We start from the raw sequence: 20,434 nt of genomic DNA, 5'->3' as shown, positions 1-20,434 counted from the left end.
GCCGTGAGCGCAGCGAACTTCGCCGCCTCCCCCACCGTCCGGGAAGGACGGAGAGCCCTCTCGACGATACGTCTGGGGCGGATCGTTCGGGAGGGCCCACTCCCGCGCCGCACCCGACGCCTCGGAACCGCACTCAGTCGATCGGGATGACCTCGAGGGTGTTCGACCGCACCGGCTCCTGCCCCATCTCCGGCGCGTAGGGGCTCGGCGTGTACTTGTCGAGGTACTCGGCATCGATCGCCACGTTGGTCGCCTCGTCGGTGACGGGCTCGAAGCGGACGTCCTTCGTGATGCCGCCCGCCGACACACGCCCTCGCAGGCTCGCGAGAGCCGGGGCGTACCACTTGCCTGCAAGGCCCGTGTAGGAGCGAACGAACAGGCGGCCATCCACGGCGACCGCCCAGATGCCGACCGTCTTCGGCGTCGTGCCGTCTGCGAGCTGCGCGGAGAGGTCGAACATCTCCGGCGCGGCGATGCGGGCCAGCTCCTCGGGGTTCCAGGTCGTCATGAGTCCTCCTCGAGATCGGTGGGTGAGGCAGAGTGCATGCTACGTCAGATCGAGGAGGATCTCACGATCGCTCACCGGGTGAGCCGTGCACGCAGGGAGTCGATGAGAAGACCGACGCCGAGCTCGAACGTGCGATCCGATCGCGCACTCCCCTGTTCGGCTCCGTCGATGAGCCGACCGAGAGTGCGCGTCTCGCCCTCGGGCTGCCAGATCTCGTCGGGTGAGGCGAGGTCGAGACCGAAGCCGATCGCGAAGGCGTCGAGCACGGCGATGACCGAGAGCACCTCATCTTCGGGAAATCCCCCGTCGACGAGCACCGATGCCAGGTCGTCGTACACGGCGATCACCGCGGGGCTCGTGATCGTCTTGCCGACCAGCAGGGGCACGAGCTGCGGATGATCCGCGTACATCCGGCGTTGCGTGCGGAGCATCACGTGCAGGAACTCGGGCCAGGGCTCACCCCGCCACTCGACGCGGTATTCCTCCACGAGCCTGCCGCGCATGAGCTCGAGGATCTCATCCATGCCGTCCGCGTGGTTGTACAACGAGGACGGCCGCACGCCCAACTCGCGCGCGATCGCGTTGACCCCGAACGGCTTCCCCGCCTTCGCGAGCGCCAGCCCGGCGGATCCGATGATCTCCGGAGAGAGCAGCGGGGACGAAGGCCTGGGCATGGTGGGCTCGCTTTCTCCGGAAGACCGGACATGAAGATCGGGGTTCCGCACGAACCCTCTCCTGTGCATAATAGTGAACACCATTCGTTGACGAACACCATTCGTTTATGAAGTCGTGCCCACCGACGCACGCCCTCTGCCCTCCCTCGCGCACAATGCCGTGCCCTCCCCTTGGAGCCTCATGACCACTCTCGACCTCCGCACCCGGATCCCCCTCCGTCTCCCCACCGCCACCGCCACCTTCGCCATCGGGATCGCGGGATACCTCGGGGTCAACCTGTCGCCGTACATGATCTCCGCCGCCCAGAGCGGCCTCGGAATCGACGTCCTCTCCGCGAGCTGGCTGGTCACCGCGACCCTCCTACTCACCGCGGTCACCGGATTGGCCATCGCTCCGCTGTGCGCCGGGATTCACCGTCGGACCGTGGCACGCGCCGGCCTCAGCCTCGCCGTGATCGGCTTCGCGACCGCCGCGCTCGCCCCCGCGGCCATACTCCCGGGCCTGCTCCTGGGAGGAGCAGGAGCCGGCGGTGCCGTCGCCGCCTCTGGCGCCGCCCTCGCCGCCTTCCGGAACCCGGACCGGGTCGCCGGCTTCAACGGGCTCGCCAATCGCGGGGTCATCACCGTGGTGCTCGCCGTGATCCCCCTCATCGGGCTCGCGCCGATCGACGTCTTCGGCGCGCTGGCCCTGTTCAACCTGATCGGCCTGGTCGCTTCGGTGTGGCTCCCCGCCGCACCGGTCGTCGCTCCACAGGCGGGAGCAGCCGTCGCCGAGGCGATGCCGATCGAGATCCCGCCGACCGGGACGGTTCGCGTCTCCCCGGCCCGCTCGCGGAAGGTCACTATCGCGGGCTTCGGGCTCCTCATCACGTTCGCGCTGTGGGCGGTGAGCGAGGATTCGCTCTGGGCCATGGCCGGGGTGATGGGCGCGGAACAAGCAGCCCTGACACCGGAAGGCCTCGGGATCGCACTCAGCGGTGCGACCGCCGGCGGACTCCTCGGTTCGGTCCTGCTCATGATCGTCGGTGCCCGTTTCGGGCGCGCCGTCCCTCTCGTGATCCTGCTGATCGCCGGTGGAGTCCTGAAGATCTGCGAAGGCTTCGTGACCGACCCGACCACCTTCATCGTCGTCTTCATCGCCTGGAACTCCGTGTATGCCATCGCGTTCATGTACTTCGTCTCGACCTCTGCCGCGCTGGATGCCGACGGCCGTTGGTCGGGCCCGCTGCTGGCGGTGTACCTCGTCGGATCAGCGCTCACGCCGGTGATCGGCGCAGCGCTCGTCGGAGCCCTCGGCTACCAGGGCTTCGCCGTCGCACTCGGGATCGCGAGTTTCGTCCTGGCCATCCCCACCGGAGCCATCGCCCTGGTCTCGACCCGCTTGGAACGCCTCACCGCACAGGAGAACGACGCATGACCCGCACCCTCTACCGCAACGGCCGGATCTTCACCGGAGACGAATCACGATGGGCCGACGCGGTCGTCGTCGACGGCGACGTGTTCGTCTACGTCGGATCCGACACCGACGCGCCCGCCGCCGACACGGTGGTGGACCTGGAAGGTCGCACCGTGCTCCCCGGATTCACGGACGCACACACCCACCTGCTGATGATGGGCGAAGCCCTGGGGCAGGTGGGGCTCACGGATGCCACCTCTCTCGAGGAGATACAGCGCCGACTTCGCAGGGCTCGCGAGGCGGCATCCGGCGTGCTTCGCGGGCGCGGCTGGCTCTTCGATGCGATCCCGGACGGAGAGCCGACCGCCGCGATGATCGACGCGGTCGTCGCCGACATCCCGGTCTACCTCGACGCGAACGACTACCACTCATGCTGGGTGAACACGGCGGCTCTCGCGGAGCTGGGGATCACGCGGGACACGCCCGATCCCCTCGGCGGACGCATCGCCCGCGACGCATCCGGTGAGCCGACCGGAATGCTCTACGAGACCGCCGCACAGTTGCATGCCTGGGCGCACCGCGACGCGAACACGACCGACGCGCAGCGCGATGCGGCGGTCCGGCGAGTCGTGTCCGCCTACATCGCCGCCGGCGTGACGGGGGCGGTGGACATGGCCTTCGATGCGCTCGGGCTCGCCGCACTCGCACGCGCCGCCGAGCGCGGCGAACTGCCTCTGCGTGTCGCCGCGCACTGGTTCGTCGCGAACATCGGCGACGATGCCGCGAACCTCGCGCAGGTCGAGCAGGCCGCCGCGCACGCCTCGACACCGACGGCGGGGGCACGCGTGCTCGGCATCAAGCTCGTCCTCGACGGCACCATCGATGCCTGTACGGCAGCCATGGGCGCGCCGTACGCGGACGGCACCAACGCGGGGCCGATCTGGCCCGCCGAGCGCCTGTTCCCGGTCGTCGCGGCGGCGGATGCGGCCGGGTTGCAGATCGCCATGCACGCGATCGGGGACGCCGCGAGCACGCTCGCCCTCGACGCGATCGAGCACGCGATCGCGACCAACGGTGAACGACCGCGCCGACACCGCATCGAACACCTCGAGTACGCAGCGCCGGGAACGGCGGAACGGATGGCGCGCCTCGGCGTCACCGCCTCCATGCAGCCTGTGCACGCCGACCCGGCGATCTTCGGGAACTGGGCGGCACAGCTCGGAGACGAACGCGTCGACCGCGCGTTCGCCTGGTCGGAGTACGAGCAGGCGGGTGCGCTCCTCGCCTTCTCCACCGATGCGCCGACCGCTCCGCATCAGGCGCTCCCGAACATGTTCGTCGCGTCGACCCGAGCGTCCGCGCTGGTGCCCGGTATGGCAGGCGTGCACCCGGAGCAGGCGCTCCCGCTCGAACGGGCGATCGCGCATGCCACGCGAGATGCGGCGACGTCGATGGGCGACGGAAGCTGGCGCGGACGTATCGCCCCCGGATCCGCGGCCGATTTCGTGGTCCTGGACGCCGATCCGTTCAGTGGGGATCTCGAGACGCTGCTGAGCGCCCGGGTCGTGCAGACCGTGATCGCGGGACGCACGGTCTTCGCGGAGTCGTCTCCGCCCGCGCGACGCGAGAACTCGTGATCCTCACCTGACGGGCGCGCCGCCTATCCCGGGTCGCGGACGTGCCCCGGAGCGGCCACGCCCTTGACCGCACGAACCGTCAGTGCACGAGAGCCTTTAGAACGACGAAGACGAGCCCGAAGGATGCGGTTCCGAGGGCGCCGAGGACGCGGACGAAGAAGGGACTCCCCCGGCGGAGGAAGGCGACATAGCCGAGGAAGGCGAGGATCACGACTCCCGACCAGAGCGCGAGGTCGTTCGCGAGCCCGTCGGGGATCACCCGCGTCGTTCCCGCGAGCAGGATGACGGCCGGGACGGTCGCGGAACTGAGCATGCCGAGGGAGTGCTTCACGGACGCGGCGAACGCTGCTCGCACGCCGACCGCTTCCCCCTGCTCACGTTCCGCACGGTCGCTGACCCTCGCCACCGTTCCGGCGTAGACGTGGGCTCCCCAGAACACGAGGACGGTGACCGCGACGGTCAGGAGCACCGCGATGGACGTCTCGCCATGCGCGGACGACACCGCGACGAGGCCACTGACCAGGATCGTGCCGTACACGGCCGCTTCAGTCCCGAACCCCGACCTCAACGCTCGGTGGACCCGCAGGATCCCGTCATCGGCAGCCGATCGCCGCGTCTTCCTCTCGTCTGTCACACCGAACACCCTCTCAACGTTCGGCACGCAGCGGTACCTTCACGTCTCCTCCGGCTTCCTCCGTGATCCGCGCCCCCATCTGCACGAATGTCGGCGCCGAGATGAACCCGCCCGCGAAGAGGGCCTGCCCCTGCACGAACTCCGCGGAGCGCCGGATGGCGTCCTCCGAGGCGAACCCGAACACGTCGGCCAGTTCCGCGAGGTCACGGGGCGCGTTGACGCGCATGAGCGCCAGGTTGTCGCACTGCGAGAGCACGTTGGGATGGATCTTGGTCGGCCGTTGCGTGGAGAGCAGCAGCCACAGCCCGAACTTCCGTCCCTCGGCGGCGATCTGCACGAGCTGTTCGGTGAGGGCCCGCTCGACCGCGGTCTCGGGGTTGGGCGAACAGAGGTTGTGCGCCTCGTCGATCACGATCAGCACAGGGCGCCGCTCTTCGCGCCGCGCCCAGAGATGTTCGAGCACCGCGAGGGCGGCGACCTTGGGTTCCGCCGGGTGCTCGAAGCCGCCGAGGTCGAGGACCGTGACACGCGGCCGCTCATCGACGACGTCGACGACGGAATTCGCACCGCGAGACCACAGGTTCCATTCGAGTACCTGCAGATTCTCGATACGTTTCGCGAGCCTCACTTTGGCAGAGTCGGCCGACGCGAGCAGGTCCGGCACCATGCCGCGCCCGTCCAGGCTCTCGGCGTCCTGCTCCAGATGGATCAGGGCGTTGTACTCGTCCGCGTCCGCGATCGGGTCCATCTGCAGCACCGCCGCTTTCGAGGCCGCCGAGAGATCGACGAACCGCGCGTGCAGTCGTTCCCCCTCCCCTGCCCCGGAACGGAACACACGGATGTCCGATGCCGCGACTCTGGCCGCATCCGCCTCGTTCGCCGTGAGGCGCGTCTCCTGCAACCGGGTGAAGTCCCCGTTCGGGTCGAAGACGATCATCGGCAGCTCGGTCTCCAGAAGGAGCTGCTCGAGCACCACGCCGAGCGCGTAGGTCTTGCCGCTTCCGCTCTGACCGACCCAGAACGTGTGGCGGTTGAAACGCCTCGCGTCCAGCGCGACTTTGGCGTCGGGATCGCCGAGGGCAGTTCCGATCGTGAGGGTGGTCATCGTTCCGGTGGGCCTTTCGTTCGAGATGCTGTGGCGATCCGATCGGATGCGATCGCTTCACCGAGGCGGTGATCGACATCTTCCTTGATCGAGCGCCCGTTCACCAGTGCAGAGGTGCTCTCACGCCATCGCGAAGCCCGGCGCCCAGGCCACCACCGCGTATGACACGAACGGCGCGGACGCGAGGAGGACCACTCCGACGACGAGCACACCCCGCGCGCGACGGAGCAGCGCCGGGAGGAGGGCGAGGAGGTAGACGGCGATGACGACCACGGTCATCACCAGCGCGCTCCCCTGACGGTGAGACAGGAAGCAGTTGCTCGTCGGCGGATCCACCGCAGCGCAGACGAGGGGCCCCACCGGCACGGCCACGAGCCAGATGAACGCGACGGTTCCGAGGGTGAGCACCGTGGCGAGAAGCATCAGCACCCACGGAAGCCGCCGGCGCACCGGGCGCTGCACAACGGAGGCGGACGTCGTCATGAGCCCAGCGTACGGAAATCGCCGCGGTGCCTTGCACCTCGCCGGGAGCTACAGGGATCGGAGGCCGCGGCGGATGATCCTCGCGGTGCTCGTCTCCACGCTCTCGGCCGTCCAGCGCTCTCCGAGGGCGGTCGCCCAGTCCGGTCGGGTCTTGGCAGCGTCGTTGATCCAGTTCGCGACCGAGTCCTGCACGTAGCGCGAGGGATCGGCTCGCAACGGTTCGAGAATCGCCTCTCCGAGTTGCGGATCGGCTTTCAACGCGGGGATGTGCTTCGCCCACACGCCTCGGGGCCGCAACGTCTCACAGGCGAACCTCCGAACCCGCTCCGACGCATGGTCGGTGAGCGCCGCGAGTGCCGGGATACTCGCGGCGAGATCTGCCGCGAGCGGGACGCGTACCGTCATCCAGGCCCACTCGCGCACACCGAAATGCGGGTCGTCGGCAGCCGGCAGCACGAGTCCGATCAGGTCCGCCGGTGCCTGCGCGCTCGGTGCGGCGGTGAGCGCGAACCAGCCCCAACCGCGCACGGTGTCAGAGACGTGCTCGGTCAGTGCGGTGCACGCCTCTGCGCCGAGCTGCCCATGAAGGGCCACGCCGATGGCCTGCATCCGGGCGAGGATACCGAGCGGTTGCGCCTCTCGCACCGCCGCGCGCAACGCCTCGGGCGCAGCGGGCAGCACATGATCGAGTAGCTCGCCGTGATCGATGGCGAGGATCTTGGCAAGCGTGCGCGACTCCGCACGGCCGGACTGCACGTCGTGGGCGTTCGCGGCCCCGCGGCTGGCGACGGTCACGGGGTTTCGTCCAGGCGCCGCTGGATCGCGGCGAGAGCAGCCGACGTCGCACGCTCCTGATCCGCAGAGACATCCACCGCGATGACCGTCAGCCAGTCACGGTAGATCGGGCTGAGTTCGGCCACGAGCGCTTCGCCGGCCGAGGTAGTCCGGAGGCTGAGTGAGCGGCGGTCCCCGCTCACGGCCGACCGTTCCAGCAGGGCGGATTTCTCCAGGGCATCGGTGAGGCCGGTGACGGTGGCCCTGGTCACCCCCAGTTGTTCCGCCACCTGCCCGGGCGCGATGCCGGGAGTATCGCTCACTGCCAGGAGCACCGCGAGACGCCCCTCCGACAGCCCGTACCGGGCAAGGATCTCCGCACAGGCGGCGTCGATCTTGCGTGCGGTGGTCAACAGCCCCAAGATGAGCTCCGCGCCAGGCCCGCTGGCCGCCCGTGATCGCAGAAGCTCGTGTTTCAGATCGAGAATCTCATTCATTAGCCGCCATATTATCAGGCGGCTACATCGTAGCGGCCGGCCCCCACTGAACGAGGGCCGGCCGCGGCCCGATCAGGCGCCGCGTGCGGGCTGCACGTCGATCACCCAGGTCACGCCGAACCGGTCGGTGAGCATTCCGAAGCCCGGGCTCCACGGCGACGCGGCGAGGGGCTCGACGACGTCCGCGCCGGCTGCGAGCGCGTTCCAGATCCCGGTGACCTCATCGAGCGTCTCGCCGCGCACAGACTGGAAGAACGTGCGATCGGTCACCGTGACGCCGTTCTCACGGCGTGTGCTCCCGGCGGTGCGCGACGTGTCAGTGGCGTCCTGCCCAGGGATGTCGTAGGCCATGACGCGGAACCCGTAGTCGTTCTCGACCTGGCCGAAGACGATCTTGTCCGCACCGGGGGCATCGGCCGGCATGCCGAGGTCACCGTAGGTCGCCGCGACGACGGTGCCCCCGAACACGGACTGATAGAAGTCGAGCGCCTGACGCGCCGTACCGGGGAAGTTGAGGTGGGTGGTCGTGGTGATGCTCATCTGCGTGTCCTTCTTCTGCGTTGGTCACGGCGGGATGCCGTGACCCCACACTGCAAGAAGTAGAGGACAGGATGAGTCCTCTACTTCGCGGATACTGGAATCATGTCGGGAACGTCTTCACGCATGCTCGCGCTGCTCTCGTTGCTGCAGTCGCGCCGGGACTGGCCGGGACACGTGCTCGCGGAGCGGCTGGAGGTGACGACGCGCACCGTCCGCCGAGACGTCGACCGGCTACGGGACCTCGGATATTCGATCGCCGCGATCAAGGGGCCTGACGGTGGCTACCGGCTCGCGGCCGGAGCAGAACTTCCACCGCTGCTGTTCGACGATGAGCAAGCGGTGGCGATCGCCGTGGCTCTGCAGAGTTCCCCGTCCACCGGAGTCGATCTCGACGAGGCCGCGGCGCGCGCACTGGCGACCGTGCGACAGGTGATGCCGTCGAGGTTGCGCCACCGGATCGACGGCATCCGCTTCACCGACACCGCAGCCGAGTCGCGGGTCGACCCGCAGGTGCTCGAAGCGGTCAGCGCTGCTGTCCAGGAGCAGAGGACTCTCCGCTTCGACTACGGTGAGTCGACCGATCGCCCGCCTCGTCGCGTGGAGCCTCACTCGGTCCTGGCGCGGAACGGTCGATGGTATCTCATCGCCTGGGACCTCGATGTGTCCGACTGGCGCATCTTCCGGCTCGACAGGATGGTCCCGAAGTTCGCCGGAGGCACACCCTTCGCACCGCGCGCTCTGCCGACCGGAGACGCTCTCACCTTCCTCGCAGCGCGCTCCAAAGGCTCGGTCAGCGAGGACGTCTGGCCCTGCCAGGGAGAGTTCCTCCTGCACCTCCCCGCCGCCGACGCCGCGCCCTGGCTCGGCGACGCCGAGATGGAACAGGTCTCCTCCTCCGAGTGCCGCATCCGGGTCGGATCCTGGTCCTGGGCAGGACTGCTGTCGTGGATCCTGCGATTCGACGCCCCTTTCACCATCCTCGGACCCGAAGAGTTCCTCGATGCCGCCGACGGACTCGCTGCCCGCATCACCGGCTCGATACCGTCAGTGCGGCGCTGACCCTCAGCCGATGCCGAGGATCCCCTTCGCTACGCCGACGGCCGCGGGCCCGTCGAGGGCAGGGCGGTCTCCCCACTGTCCACCGGTGATGTCGATGTTGATGCCGGGCACGCGGACGGATGTGACGGTGACCGCGGCCACAGCCGTTTCACCGTCGAGACCGTAGGCGATGCCTCCCGCCGCGTCGAGCGCACCGTCAGGGATGAGCGTCAAACCGGCCTGCTCGATGATGTCGGGATCTTCCACCTCACTGGTCTCGCTGGGAACGACCATGACCTCGACGGACGCGAGATCTCCGAGGTCGGCGAGGTCTTCGGGGGCTTCCCACTGACAGTAGGCACCGTATTCGTCCACCGCGTTGGAATCCAACGGCACGAGACCTTCGATGTACGGCGCGACATGGGTCGCGACCGTGTCGCAGCTGCCGATCCGGTCGAAGACGTCGGCGACATCGGGGCCACCGTCGACGCTGATCGTCTCGTCCCCCGTGGTCGTGTCTTCTCCGGGCGGTTCCGGATCCTGCGCAGAGCAGGCGCTCAGGAGAAGAGCGGAGGTGAGCACGAACGGGATCAAGACCGAAGAGCGATTCACCCGAAACACCGTAGCAACGCCAACCACCCGGAGCGCAAGTGCTACGAAGCCACGGCCTTCAGACTCATCGACACATAGGCGGAGAACCCGGCACGTCCGGCGAACCGCACTCGGCGGCTGCTCGACTCCGTGAAGCCGAACTTTCGATAGAGCCCGAGCGCGGGCGCATTCGTGTCTTTGATGTCGCGGAGCACGAACTCGTCGTAGGGCAACTGCAACAGGTGACTCATCAGGGCCGTGGCGACTCCCTTGCCCTGGTGCTGCGGCGCGGTGGTCACGAAGCCGATCTCCGCCAGGCCGGGGCGTGAACCCTCGTACGCGCCGAGGAACTGGCTCCGGACGATGAAGGAGCACACAAGGCCGCGCAGTCCACCGAGCGTGCGCTGGATCTCTCGACGGTCAGGGTCGAAGCACTCCTGCTGCCCCTCGGTGACCGAGGCGATCGCGGCGGGCTCTCCGTCGACCAGCGCCACGAAGAAGCGGTCGAGGAGGATCATATGCGCGAACGCATCCGCGAGGACCCGTGGATCCTTCGAGAAGAACTCGAAGTCCTCGGCGAACCCCTGAACGAGGACCTCGGTGATGCGCCGGCGATACGCCTCCCCCAGCGTGTCACCGCGTTCGACTGTGATCGTCATGAAGCGTCCTTTCTCATCAACAGGCGGAGCACCAGGTCGATGCCCGCCTCGGTCATCGCAGTCGGGAGAACCGTTCGCATGCCGGCGACGCCCGAGAGCATCGCGAAGTAGTAGGCGGTCAGCTGCGCCGGATCGCCGTCATCGAACTGTCCAGCCGCCTGCCCCCGACGTACGACGGCTTCGAAGGCATCCCAGAGCGGCCGCTGGGTGCGTGCCAGTCGTTCCGCAGTACCGGCCGGGGTGTCGGAGATGAATCCCTGGTTGATGACCAGGAAGAACTCGGCCTCGCCGTTCCCGTTCATCAGATCGGTCACGAACACGCGGGTGAACTCACGTACCAGGACGACGGGGTCGGCATCGGCGGCGAGCATCGCGGACGCTGCGACCAGACCGGATGACGCCTGCTCGAGCAAGGCGTCGAACAGCGCCTCTTTGCTGGCGTAGTGGCGATAGATCGAGCCGGCGCTGAGGCCGGCCTCGTCGGCGATGTCTTTGATGCTCGATGCGGCGAACCCGCGCCTCGCGAAGACGCGCACGGCGGCGGTCTCGATCCGCTCGCGCGTGGCCACGCGCAGCGCGGCGTTCTGTTCCGGTGATCTCACCATGGTCACCCCTTTGAAATGAATCTATCTTCATTATATGGGATGCGGTGAGGAGATCACGCTCGATCCGGTATCGAGCGTGCCGCGACTGGCTCGGCGACGGAGATCTATTCCGGCCAGCGCCAGTCGGCGATCGCCGGCTCGTCCTCGCCGTGTTCGCGGGTGTAGGCGCGCGCCTCGATCCGCCAGTCGTGCAGCTCCTGGCGGAGTGTCGCGTGGCGCTCGCCCGCGCCCGGCACCCGGTCGAGTACGTCGATCACCAGCTGGAAGCGATCGAGATCGTTGAGCAGCACCATGTCGAAGGGTGTCGTCGTGGTGCCTTTCTCCTTGTAGCCACGCACGTGAAGGTTCGCATGGTTGTTCCGCTTGTAGGTCAGCCTGTGGATGAGCCACGGATAGCCGTGGAAGGCGAAGATGATCGGCCGGTCAGTCGTGAACAGCCCGTCGAAGTCGGCATCCGAGAGCCCGTGCGGGTGAGCGTCCTCGGACTGCAGCCGCATCAGATCGACGACGTTGATGACGCGGGTCGCGATCTCGGGCGCCCGCTCGCGCAGGATCGCCGTGGCGGCGAGCATCTCCTCGGTCGGCACGTCCCCCGCCGCCGCGAGGACGACGTCGGGCTCCTCACCGTCCGATTCGGTGCCTGCCCACGGGAGCGTGCCGAGTCCGCGGGAACAGTGCAGGATCGCTTCGTCCATCGTCATCCACTGCGGGCTGTCCTGCTTGCCTGCCACGACGACATTGACGTAGTCGACGCTGCGCAGGCAGTGGTCGTAAGTGCTCAACAGCGTGTTCGCGTCGAAGGGAAGGTATACCCGGACGATGTCGGAGCTCTTGTTGACGACGAGGTCCAGGAATCCGGGGTCCTGGTGCGTGAAGCCATTGTGATCCTGTCGCCACACGTGGCTCGACAACAGATAGTTGAGCGAGGCGATCGACGCGCGCCACGGCACCTGCGCCGACGCCTCGAGCCACTTCGCGTGTTGATTGAACATCGAGTCGACGATGTGGATGAACGCCTCATAGCTGTTGAACAGGCCATGCCTTCCCGTGAGCAGGTAGCCCTCCAGCCAGCCCTGGCACTGATGCTCGCTGAGCACCTCCATCACCCGGCCCGCACGCGCAAGGTGCTCGTCGAGGTCGAGGATCTGCGCGTTCCACTGCTTGTCGGTCGCTTCGTAGACCGCGGGTGCCAGCCGATTGGACGCGGTCTCGTCCGGACCGAACAGCCGGAACGTGCGCGGGTTGCGCCGGATCACCTCGGCCAGGTAGCGGCCGAGAACCGCGGTGGCCTGCGCGTCCGCTGCGCCGGGCGACTCGACCTCGACCGCGAACCCGTGGAAGTCCGGGAGGTCGAGGTCCTGCCGCAGCAGACCACCGTTCGCATGAGGCGTCGCTGACATGCGGTGATCACCGCCCGGGGCGAGAGCGACGGTGTCGGGCAGCGGTGCACCCGAGTCGTCGAACAGCTCGTCGGGCCGATACGACCGCAGCCAATCCTCGAGTTGCCGCAGGTGCTCCTCGCTGTCCCGCGCGGAGGGTAGCGGAACCTGGTGCGCACGCCACGTGCCCTCGACGGGCAGCCCGTCGACCTCCACCGGACCGGTCCACCCCTTGGGGGACCGCAGGACGAGCATCGGCCAGACGGGGCGGTCGGCCGCAGCCCCGTCGCGAGCTGTCCGTTGAATCGCGGCGATGCGATCCAACGCGGTCTCGAGTGCGTCACCGAACCGACGGTGCACATCCTCCGCCGCATCCGTCGCCTCGAAGGACACGATGATCGGGTCATGGCCGTATCCGCGCATCAGATTGACGAGTTCCTCTTCGGGGATGCGCGCCAGCAGCGCGGGATTGGCGATCTTCCAGCCGTTCAGGTGCAGGATCGGTAGCACTGCACCGTCCGAAACCGGGTTGAGGAATTTGTTCCCGTGCCACCCGGTGGCGAGCGGACCCGTCTCGGCTTCACCGTCGCCGACGACGCAGAAGACCGTCAGGTCGGGGTTGTCGAAGGCGGCGCCGTACGCGTGGCTGAGCGAGTAGCCGAGCTCGCCGCCCTCATGGATCGACCCGGGCGTCTCGGGTGCCGCGTGGCTCGGGATGCCTCCGGGCGCGGAGAACTGGCGGAAGAGTCGGGTCATCCCGGTCAGGTCACGGGTCACGGCGGGATAGCGCTCGGTGTAGGTCCCGTCGAGCCAGGCGTTGGCGACCATCCCCGGGCCTCCGTGGCCCGGTCCTGCGATGTACAGGGCGGAGAGATCGCGTTCGCGGATCAGCCGATTCGCGTGGGCATAGATCAGATTGAGCCCGGGAACGGTCCCGAAATGGCCGAGCAGGCGCGGCTTGACATCGTCGACCGCAAGCTCGCGGCGGAGCAGCGGATTGTCACGAAGATAGATCTGTCCCACGCTGAGATAGTTGGCGGCGCGCCACCACGCGTCGAGCTGCCGGATCTGTTGTTCTCGCATATGGGCATCTTCCCTTCCTCGGGACTCGCGTCTGATCGGGTGCGGACGGGGACCTCCACCAACAGTTCGTCGTCGACGAGCTCGAGAAGCGAGATCAGCACGAACTCACGGGCGTGGGCAGAGCAGATTGTTCGGTTCGATCGCCGAAACGCCACGGTACGAGGCGTGCCCTCGCGCCACGAAGGGGGTTGACAGCGGTCGCGCGGCGATGCCGAGACCCGTATCGGCCCGCCCGACCAACGGATGCGGTCTGACACGTCCGAAGAATGAGCGCAGAGAATCAGCTAGGCCGTAGCCGATCGCTCGCGCTCCGCGAGATACGCCGCGGTGAGATCGTCGAGCACGCCAGCGGCACCGTCGGCGCACGGGAGCCCCAGGTGCAGTTCACGGAGCTCATCCATGAACGTGTCCCAGAGCGCGGGACCCCCGTTCTCGAGCAGTTCTGCTCGGATGGCGAGCTCGGGAGAGGCAGGAAGGTGTCGTCGACCCCACGCACCGAGGTGGGCGAACACCGGCACGAGCTGGATCGACGGTTCGGTCAGGCTGTAGAGGACCTTCTGTTTGTGGGACGGATCCGCGGCACGCGAGAGCATCCCCAGGTCGACGAGTCGAGCGAGCCGGTTCGCGAGGATGTTACTGGCGATGCGCTCTTCCGAGTTCGCCAGCAGTTCGCCGTAGTGGCGGCGGTTGCCGAACATGACGTCGCGCAGCACGAGAAGCGACCACTTGTCGCCGAAGACCTCGAGCGAGAGGTTGATCGGGCATCCGGATCGGTGCGTGTCCACTTTGCATCCCCTCACGAAACCAGTTGCAATCTACCAGTGGTCATGCCTACGCTCAAACCAATTGCGATACACAAGTAGTTTGGAGCTCACATGACTCTCGTGCTCAGTGACATGGCGAATGCCGCCGACGGGTTCGCACCGACGCATCTAGACGACCGGAACGGATGAAGCCATGGGCAAAGTCGCGTGGGGGTTCACCAGCTCGATCGACGGCTTCATCGCCGGTCCGGGGCACGACATGAGCTGGATGTCAGCCGCAGAGCCGGCCCCCGAGGGGATGACAGCGGGCATGGCCGGCGACGTCGGAGTGATCATCTCGGGGAGAGCCGGCTATGACGCCGCAAAGGCTCAGCGCGACGAGCGCGACGAGATGACCGCCGAAGCGTACGGTGGCGCATGGTCAGGAACAGAATTCGTCCTCACGCACCGACCCGACGAGATCGCCGACGATCCGACGATCATCCCGCTCAACGTCGACATCGTCGAGGCCGTCCGCCGTGCCAAAGTCATCGCCGATGGCAAGGACGTGCAGATCATCAGCGCGGACATCGCCCGCCAAGCGCTCGAGCACGACCTCATCGATGAGCTGCAGGTCTTCGTCGCCCCGGTGTTCCTCGGCGACGGCATCCGGATCTTCGACATCCCCGGCGGCCGACGCTACGACTGGGAACTCGTCGAGACGTACAAGGGTGCAGAGAGGAGCTTCGGCCGGAGGTATCGACCCCGGCGCGACTAGGACGTTTCTCGACGGGCAGGAGAACGCCGACCGCGACGCACGCGACACTCCGGCGGAAACGACGAAGCCCTGGTGGAAGTTCCTCCCACCAGGGCTTTTCGGTGGGCTGTTGGCACAACCACTCGTGGCGCCGATCAGCGCCCCACTGTCTTCCTGTGTTTCCTGTTGCTGCGCCTGAGTTTTCCTGCGACGAGCATGAGCGGATCAGCTGGGCGGGTTCGCCTTCGGCAGCGGCGCGGTCAGCCACTCCGTTCGCGCAACTGCCCCGACACGTCAACATCGGCTCGCCGCCTCTGTATACGTACTCGTCTGCGGGTCAGCGCCGCGCCATGAAAGTCGCATAGCGGCGCGACCAGTCACGCTGATACTTCGCCGCACCTGCTGCGGTCGGCGCCAGATACGACGACGTCAGCCCACCCAGGAATCAGCCAGCACCGTGGGAGTTTCCCTCGGAGGTGTTCAGTGAGCGAGTCTGCCTTCAATCCCAGAGCTTGATCCTGAAGAACCCGCCCTGAGGCGTGTCGTGGAAGTCGAATCCAAGCTCGTCAGCCCATGTCTGCAAGTGCAACGCCATCTCGCGGACGACCTCGTCAGTGGCTGCGATACTCACCTCGACGGTCATCGGGATCTCTCCCAGAAGCTCCAGGTACCGGTCCCACCACGGTTCGATGTTTTCACGCCAACCGGGCAGCGCCGCAATGTCGCTGGGCACGGCGCGGAAGCCACCTTCGGCACGAAGCGCCGCCGCTAGGTAAGCAAGGGTCTTCCAGAGGATGTGCAGAGCATTGAAGGTGACGAGCATGCTGAGCTGGAAGTAGTCGGGGTCACTTTCGGGGATGGCTGGGAGTTCGGTCGCCAGCGTGTTCTGCCACGCCTCGATTGATGCCTCGACGTTGCTCGCGGACTGCTCGACTTCGTGCCCCGTGATCTGCGATCCGAGATACTCGGCGAGGTGCTCCTCAATCTGTTCGCTCGCCATCGAGATGAAGTTCATCGCGGCATGGCCGAACTCCTCCCGGTGATGGAGATCGAACGGCTCATCACCGATGTGAAAAATGCTGGCGTGGACTGCCTCGTGCGCCGCGAGATGCCGAAGTCGGTGGGACTGCTCGGCAGTTTCCTTCGCATCGTCGCGAGGCAGGAGCCAATGAACCGGGATCAGGATGTCAACGAAGCCCTCGGCGTTCGGCGGCATCGTCTTCGCCGCAACCATGCCCGCACCGCGCTCCATCGTGTAGGGAGCACTGGTCCGGTCCTCGCGCGCATTTACCGTCGCCACAAGATCACCGGTCATCACTAACCGGGTCTTCGCACGATCTTCGGGACGTAGTGCTTCCGTCACCGCGCCGATCAACAGCGCGAGTGCGCCACCATTTCCGCTCGATTCGATGCCGGCGGCCAGAAGCCTGGCGCCCGCATCACTCAGATTCTCGACGACGATCTGAATCCCACCAGGACTGTCGCTGGACTTGTTCATGATGCAGCTCCTCCATCTGGATCGCGACGACCGCGGCGCTCAGTCAGATACCGCTCGTGCTCGTCGTCGACGTCACGCAGAAGCGCCACGAGCGCGCGACCACGCTCCTCGAAGCCCTCCGGTAAGGGCGCGCCCAGGAACACGCGGCTGTAGTCACCCAGCGTGATCAGCGACAGGAGCGCCATAGACAGAAGGGGCTGCGGACGAAAGCGCTGCGGTCGCGTCTCGATCTCGAAACCACCAGCTACCTCATCGAGATGGTTTTTGTAGATGTCCGCGAAGCTGCCATGCACCGCGCCGGATCCGGTTCGATACGCGGCGTAGGCAGTGGGACCGAGCAACTCGAGGCGCACCTGGGCGTTTGGCCACCCGTTGCTCCGCCGAGACGGGATGTCCTCTTCGCGCACCCCGGCCGCTGCAAGAGTTTCCGCGATTGAGCGATTGATCCGCTCCTCGATGGGGAGCATGACATCACCGCGCTGCGTGACTTGCTCGCGGACGTCCTTCAGAAACTCACGCTCCGCGACGAGGCTGTCCATGACGTAGGACGTGTATCGACTCCCGTCGCCCGGATCGGCGAGAAGATACATCACTGTAGATACCGAGTCCATGAACTCACGACTCACAGCGATCTGCTGATCGCCGCCGTGTCCATCGGCAATCTGCCGAATCAGACTCGTCATGAGCTTTGCCATGCGCGCGTAGTGACCAACGACGATGGCGTGGTTGCGCTGCAATCCACCGGTTTGACCTTTCGCGCGGATCCCAGCCACCGCGATCAGCAGCACCGACGCTTCCTTCAGCAGCTCGAAGCCCTCGCGCACGAAAGGATCCTCATCATTTGTCTGTTTGAGCTCATCGAAGTTGACGACATGAAGTTCCGGAAGCATCGACGGGTCAAATTCGGTGTGCACGTAAACTCACAACCTCGATGTCGACTTTCACCGTGATTTTCTGAACTTCAGGCCTTCGTCGAATAGTGCAGATGGATGTGCCCATGTTGCCCCTTCAGGTGTGCCTTCCGCCGACGATGACTCTCAGCCGACGCGATGCTTCCCCACATCGTATCGACGCGGCTTCCCGCACCTGATGCGCGTTCGTCAAGAACCCCGTGCGAACCATCGACTGCAGTTTGGAGGGTGCAAATGGGTCACGATGACCGTTTTCACGCCGGCCATAAAGCTGAGTACAAGACCTTCATGAGACCTAGGGGAGGCGAGAAACTCAGGGTGGCACCCGGCGCCCGCACGCGAGCCTTTAGAGGAGGCGTCGTCGGCGGGACACGAGAACGAGCGCGGAATCCCGGGCGTATTTGGCCGCTCGCAGCTGGGCCTGCGGGCACGCTAGCGGGCACAGAGGTTCAGTTCGGACTTTTTGATCGCCGCGCACCCCAGCGGAGCGACGAATCCGGACCAGGGTGCGGCCCGCAAGGACTCACAAAAAGGTCAAGACATCGCGTTGGCGCGCATCAAGGAGCGCTCGTAAGACCGAAAGCGACCAGACCCTCCCGAGATCGGAGGCTTCATCTGTCCTACCGGAATAGACGCCAACGAGACTCCATCCTTGGCCATCCGACTCTGGTCGAGTATCGGATCGGATCACCGGGGAACCGGACTGACCTGCTCGAGTTCGGGCGTCGATGAGAAAGCATGGCTCGCCTTCGAACCCGAAAGCGGGTTCAGAAGCGATGGTTCCTCGTACCCAGATTGCAGAGTCAGCGCCGCCCCGAAGCCCGAACGGAAATCCCACCACGCTGAGGTCCTGTGCCGTATCGAGCTCCATCTCCGCGTCGTCTTGCGGGAGCGAGTACGGAAGGAGCGCGGTGGGTAAGTCGGGTATCGACGAGCGAGCAGCATCCTCGAGAGCGATAGCGACCACATCTGCGCGCCTACCCAGTTGTGGATGTACGAGCCACTTGGCGTTATCAGCGGTATCAAAAAGGTCGATGACAAGCTCACGCACCCCGAGGAGGGCGACGCCCTCTCCGGCTGCGTTCTCTGCCGAGAACGGCACCTTGATCTTCAGCCGGCGGGGCAGAGCGGGGACTCCGAGGTATTTGTCCGTCCACCGGTGGCATCCGGTGACGATGTGTCCGTTGGTGACGAGGAACATCTCGTCGCAGTGCTCAACGATGAAGCCCGTGCCCGCGATGATGCAGACGTCACGCTCCGGGGGCCCCGGCATCGTTCGTTCACTTTTAATGTGTACCGACATGAACGAAGGGAGGGCCATTTCCCAATCATGCATGATCCAAGCAGAGCAGTGGTGACGGGCTGGCGGATGCGATTCAGGCGGCGTACGACGTCGCCTGGTAGCGCTACCCTCTGGGCATGGAGTATCTCTTCGCTGGCGGGCCTTTCGACGGCCAAACCGTCCCCCTTCCGAAGATGACTGGGTACGAGCTCGACCCCAGCGCAGTCGTCCCCACACTCCGCTGGCTTGACGGCCCCGTGTACACGCTGAAGGGCGGCCCGTTCGAAGGCGAACAACTCCCGTTCCTCCCCGCCGGGTACGAGGAAGATCCCGACGACAGCGCTGCTGGCATCTGGACGATGAAGGAGCTGTCGTACAACTTCCCGTACCCCGCCGACAAGATCTCCAAGCTCGGCGAGAGGTACTGCTCGGCCTGCGGCATCCGCTCCCGGTGGCGGCCGATGAGTGAGCTGACGCTCATCATCCACCCCGTCACCGGGACGAACGGTCACTTCCGGTTCTACTGCCCGACTCATGTGCCGGACATCGAGTGGAATGCCGCGCGAGAGGACCGGCGCCAGCCGTGCCCCAGCTGCTCGACGCTGATGCCAATGTCGGGCGCCTGCGACTTCTGCGGTTGAACGAAGCCTCGTCGCGTCAGTCTCCAACTTCTTGCGGTTCGCGCTACCCGACGTCCCGACGAACAGTGTTCGTGGGTGGCTGGCCGAGTACCTCGTTTGGCGTGCTACCGGGGTTGAGCGGCCAGTGCGCGTCGAGTGGGACGCATTCGATGTACTCTGGGGCGACATTCGCATCAAGGTGAAGTCCAGCGCACTCGTACAGCGATGGGCGCAGCGACAGCCGTCCACGCTCGCGTTCTAAGGTTTTCGCGGAAAGCTCCTCGACCCTGAGACGAACACTTACGCCGTCGAGTCGACCTACAACGCCGACACTTACGTTCTCGCGGTGAATCTCGCCGGGCGAGAGCAGCTCGACCAACTCGACATCGGGAACTGGCGATTCGCCGTGCTTTCGCGCGTTGCGCTTGAGGTAACCGGGCAGTCAACTCTCACTTGGTTGCGAGCACAGCAACTCGCCACCGCGGTCGTCGGCTACGACGAACTCGCCACGGCGATCCAAGAAGCTGCCTCGGGATAGTGGTCGAGCCCGGAGTGCCGTCGGGCAAGGCTCCAACTTCATTCGTCGTCGGCCCCTCCCTCCGCCTCGCCCGTCCAGCGCCTCGAACGCGGCAATCCCAGTGAGCCGCGGTGGGGCTCCGTGTCCAACATCGGAGGACTGCGACTCAAGCGAGGGCTTCTACAAAACGAAGCATGGATATTGGTACGGGTGAGCCTGACGTCGTAGGGAGGTCGACGACGGGAAGGGTGATGGAGACGTCTGCCTCCTCGTCGACTCCAAGCTTCAGGAACTCGGTGCAATCGACGTGAGGATAGGACTCAACCAGCTGACGGTCGGCGAGAAGCAGACTGAAGGGAGGGAAATGCACGACGGCCGACAAGGCCGGTGACGTTCCGGCTGTCCACCCGTCACGCTTGCTATCGCGGATCGCCCTCACCACTCGGGCTCCGTGGCTGCCCTCGATATGAACCCCGGACCGACCTAGTGTGATGCCCATCAAG

21 protein-coding genes are annotated in these 20,434 nt (G+C 66.2%); 5 read left to right on the top strand and 16 right to left on the bottom strand.

From position 1 onward, the window contains the following. Positions 1–133: 133 nt before the first annotated feature. Together KV397_RS06110 and KV397_RS06105 are read right to left on the bottom strand one after the other, a co-directional pair. Complete coding sequence (locus KV397_RS06110) at positions 134–508, bottom strand: DUF2255 family protein (protein ID WP_134351575.1); 375 nt, start codon at positions 506–508, stop codon at positions 134–136. Between the two features lie 71 nt (positions 509–579). Then, positions 580–1,182: a TetR/AcrR family transcriptional regulator C-terminal domain-containing protein gene (locus tag KV397_RS06105; RefSeq protein ID WP_165875378.1), complete on the bottom strand. Its 603-nt coding sequence runs from the start codon at positions 1,180–1,182 to the stop codon at positions 580–582. A 181-nt stretch (positions 1,183–1,363) separates the two neighbouring features. Here KV397_RS06105 and KV397_RS06100 point away from each other — a divergent pair, with 181 nt between their 5' ends. After that, a complete protein-coding gene (locus tag KV397_RS06100) occupies positions 1,364–2,599 on the top strand; it encodes an MFS transporter (RefSeq protein ID WP_261812433.1) in 1,236 nt (411 codons plus the stop codon). After that, positions 2,596–4,215 carry an amidohydrolase gene (locus KV397_RS06095; protein ID WP_261812432.1) on the top strand — a complete coding sequence of 540 codons (1,620 nt, stop codon included), beginning with the start codon at positions 2,596–2,598 and terminating at the stop codon, positions 4,213–4,215. Before KV397_RS06100 ends, KV397_RS06095 begins: the two co-directional genes overlap by 4 nt. A 79-nt stretch (positions 4,216–4,294) precedes the next feature. Here KV397_RS06095 and KV397_RS06090 read toward each other — a convergent pair whose 3' ends face one another. The 6 genes from KV397_RS06090 to KV397_RS06065 form a co-directional block, all read right to left on the bottom strand. Further along, positions 4,295–4,849 (bottom strand): hypothetical protein, encoded by a 555-nt coding sequence (locus tag KV397_RS06090; RefSeq protein ID WP_261812431.1) that lies wholly within the window; start codon positions 4,847–4,849, stop codon positions 4,295–4,297. Between the two features lie 13 nt (positions 4,850–4,862). Continuing rightward, positions 4,863–5,954 carry an ATP-binding protein gene (locus KV397_RS06085; RefSeq protein WP_261812430.1) on the bottom strand — a complete coding sequence of 364 codons (1,092 nt, stop codon included), beginning with the start codon at positions 5,952–5,954 and terminating at the stop codon, positions 4,863–4,865. 120 nt (positions 5,955–6,074) lie between these two features. Further along, complete coding sequence (locus KV397_RS06080) at positions 6,075–6,437, bottom strand: hypothetical protein (protein ID WP_261812429.1); 363 nt, start codon at positions 6,435–6,437, stop codon at positions 6,075–6,077. A 48-nt stretch (positions 6,438–6,485) separates the two neighbouring features. Further along, positions 6,486–7,232: a DNA alkylation repair protein gene (locus KV397_RS06075; protein ID WP_261812428.1), complete on the bottom strand. Its 747-nt coding sequence runs from the start codon at positions 7,230–7,232 to the stop codon at positions 6,486–6,488. Further along, the gene (locus KV397_RS06070) at positions 7,229–7,708 is read right to left on the bottom strand and encodes a MarR family winged helix-turn-helix transcriptional regulator (protein ID WP_261812427.1); all 480 of its coding nucleotides are present in this window, start codon (positions 7,706–7,708) and stop codon (positions 7,229–7,231) included. Before KV397_RS06070 ends, KV397_RS06075 begins: the two co-directional genes overlap by 4 nt. A gap of 72 nt (positions 7,709–7,780) precedes the next feature. Then, entirely contained in the window at positions 7,781–8,248 is a 468-nt protein-coding gene (locus tag KV397_RS06065; RefSeq protein WP_261812426.1) for a VOC family protein, read from the bottom strand. Between the two features lie 102 nt (positions 8,249–8,350). On the opposite strand from KV397_RS06065, the gene KV397_RS06060 reads away from it, so the two are divergent. Next, positions 8,351–9,307: a helix-turn-helix transcriptional regulator gene (locus tag KV397_RS06060; RefSeq protein WP_261812425.1), complete on the top strand. Its 957-nt coding sequence runs from the start codon at positions 8,351–8,353 to the stop codon at positions 9,305–9,307. 3 nt (positions 9,308–9,310) lie between these two features. Here the strand turns inward: KV397_RS06060 and KV397_RS06055 are convergent, their stop codons facing one another. The 5 genes from KV397_RS06055 to KV397_RS06035 form a co-directional block, all read right to left on the bottom strand. After that, positions 9,311–9,898, bottom strand: coding sequence for a hypothetical protein (locus KV397_RS06055; RefSeq protein ID WP_261812424.1), 588 nt, complete (start codon positions 9,896–9,898; stop codon positions 9,311–9,313). Positions 9,899–9,939: 41 nt separating this feature from the next. Beyond that, on the bottom strand, positions 9,940–10,536 hold the full coding sequence (locus KV397_RS06050; RefSeq protein ID WP_261812423.1) for a GNAT family N-acetyltransferase: 597 nt from the start codon (positions 10,534–10,536) through the stop codon (positions 9,940–9,942). Further along, positions 10,533–11,141, bottom strand: a complete 609-nt coding sequence (locus tag KV397_RS06045) for a TetR/AcrR family transcriptional regulator (protein ID WP_261812422.1) — start codon at positions 11,139–11,141, stop codon at positions 10,533–10,535. The genes KV397_RS06050 and KV397_RS06045 overlap by 4 nt, the downstream gene beginning before the upstream one ends. Positions 11,142–11,245: 104 nt before the next feature. Then, positions 11,246–13,603, bottom strand: a complete 2,358-nt coding sequence (locus KV397_RS06040) for a phosphoketolase family protein (protein ID WP_407665277.1) — start codon at positions 13,601–13,603, stop codon at positions 11,246–11,248. Positions 13,604–13,887: 284 nt separating this feature from the next. Further along, positions 13,888–14,388, bottom strand: coding sequence for a winged helix-turn-helix transcriptional regulator (locus KV397_RS06035; protein ID WP_261812421.1), 501 nt, complete (start codon positions 14,386–14,388; stop codon positions 13,888–13,890). Positions 14,389–14,560: 172 nt separating this feature from the next. Here KV397_RS06035 and KV397_RS06030 point away from each other — a divergent pair, with 172 nt between their 5' ends. Beyond that, on the top strand, positions 14,561–15,124 hold the full coding sequence (locus tag KV397_RS06030; RefSeq protein WP_261812420.1) for a dihydrofolate reductase family protein: 564 nt from the start codon (positions 14,561–14,563) through the stop codon (positions 15,122–15,124). A gap of 478 nt (positions 15,125–15,602) precedes the next feature. Here the strand turns inward: KV397_RS06030 and KV397_RS06025 are convergent, their stop codons facing one another. The 3 genes from KV397_RS06025 to KV397_RS06015 all read right to left on the bottom strand — a co-directional run bounded on the left by KV397_RS06025 (position 15,603) and on the right by KV397_RS06015 (position 18,848). Then, entirely contained in the window at positions 15,603–16,601 is a 999-nt protein-coding gene (locus KV397_RS06025; RefSeq protein ID WP_261812419.1) for a hypothetical protein, read from the bottom strand. Beyond that, the gene (locus KV397_RS06020) at positions 16,598–17,515 is read right to left on the bottom strand and encodes a DUF5677 domain-containing protein (RefSeq protein WP_261812418.1); all 918 of its coding nucleotides are present in this window, start codon (positions 17,513–17,515) and stop codon (positions 16,598–16,600) included. The genes KV397_RS06025 and KV397_RS06020 overlap by 4 nt, the downstream gene beginning before the upstream one ends. Positions 17,516–18,035: 520 nt before the next feature. After that, the gene (locus KV397_RS06015; protein ID WP_261812417.1) at positions 18,036–18,848 is read right to left on the bottom strand and encodes a serine protease; all 813 of its coding nucleotides are present in this window, start codon (positions 18,846–18,848) and stop codon (positions 18,036–18,038) included. An 83-nt stretch (positions 18,849–18,931) separates the two neighbouring features. Between KV397_RS06015 and KV397_RS06010 the strand changes: the two genes are divergently transcribed. Next, positions 18,932–19,435: a hypothetical protein gene (locus KV397_RS06010; protein ID WP_261812416.1), complete on the top strand. Its 504-nt coding sequence runs from the start codon at positions 18,932–18,934 to the stop codon at positions 19,433–19,435. Positions 19,436–20,434: the final 999 nt, after the last annotated feature.

It is taken from the genome of Microbacterium aurugineum (genome assembly GCF_023101205.1).
In the GTDB taxonomy this organism is placed as follows: domain Bacteria; phylum Actinomycetota; class Actinomycetes; order Actinomycetales; family Microbacteriaceae; genus Microbacterium; species Microbacterium aurugineum.
Note: the sequence above shows the minus strand (reverse complement) of the source record. Positions and strands in the feature narration are given on the sequence as shown.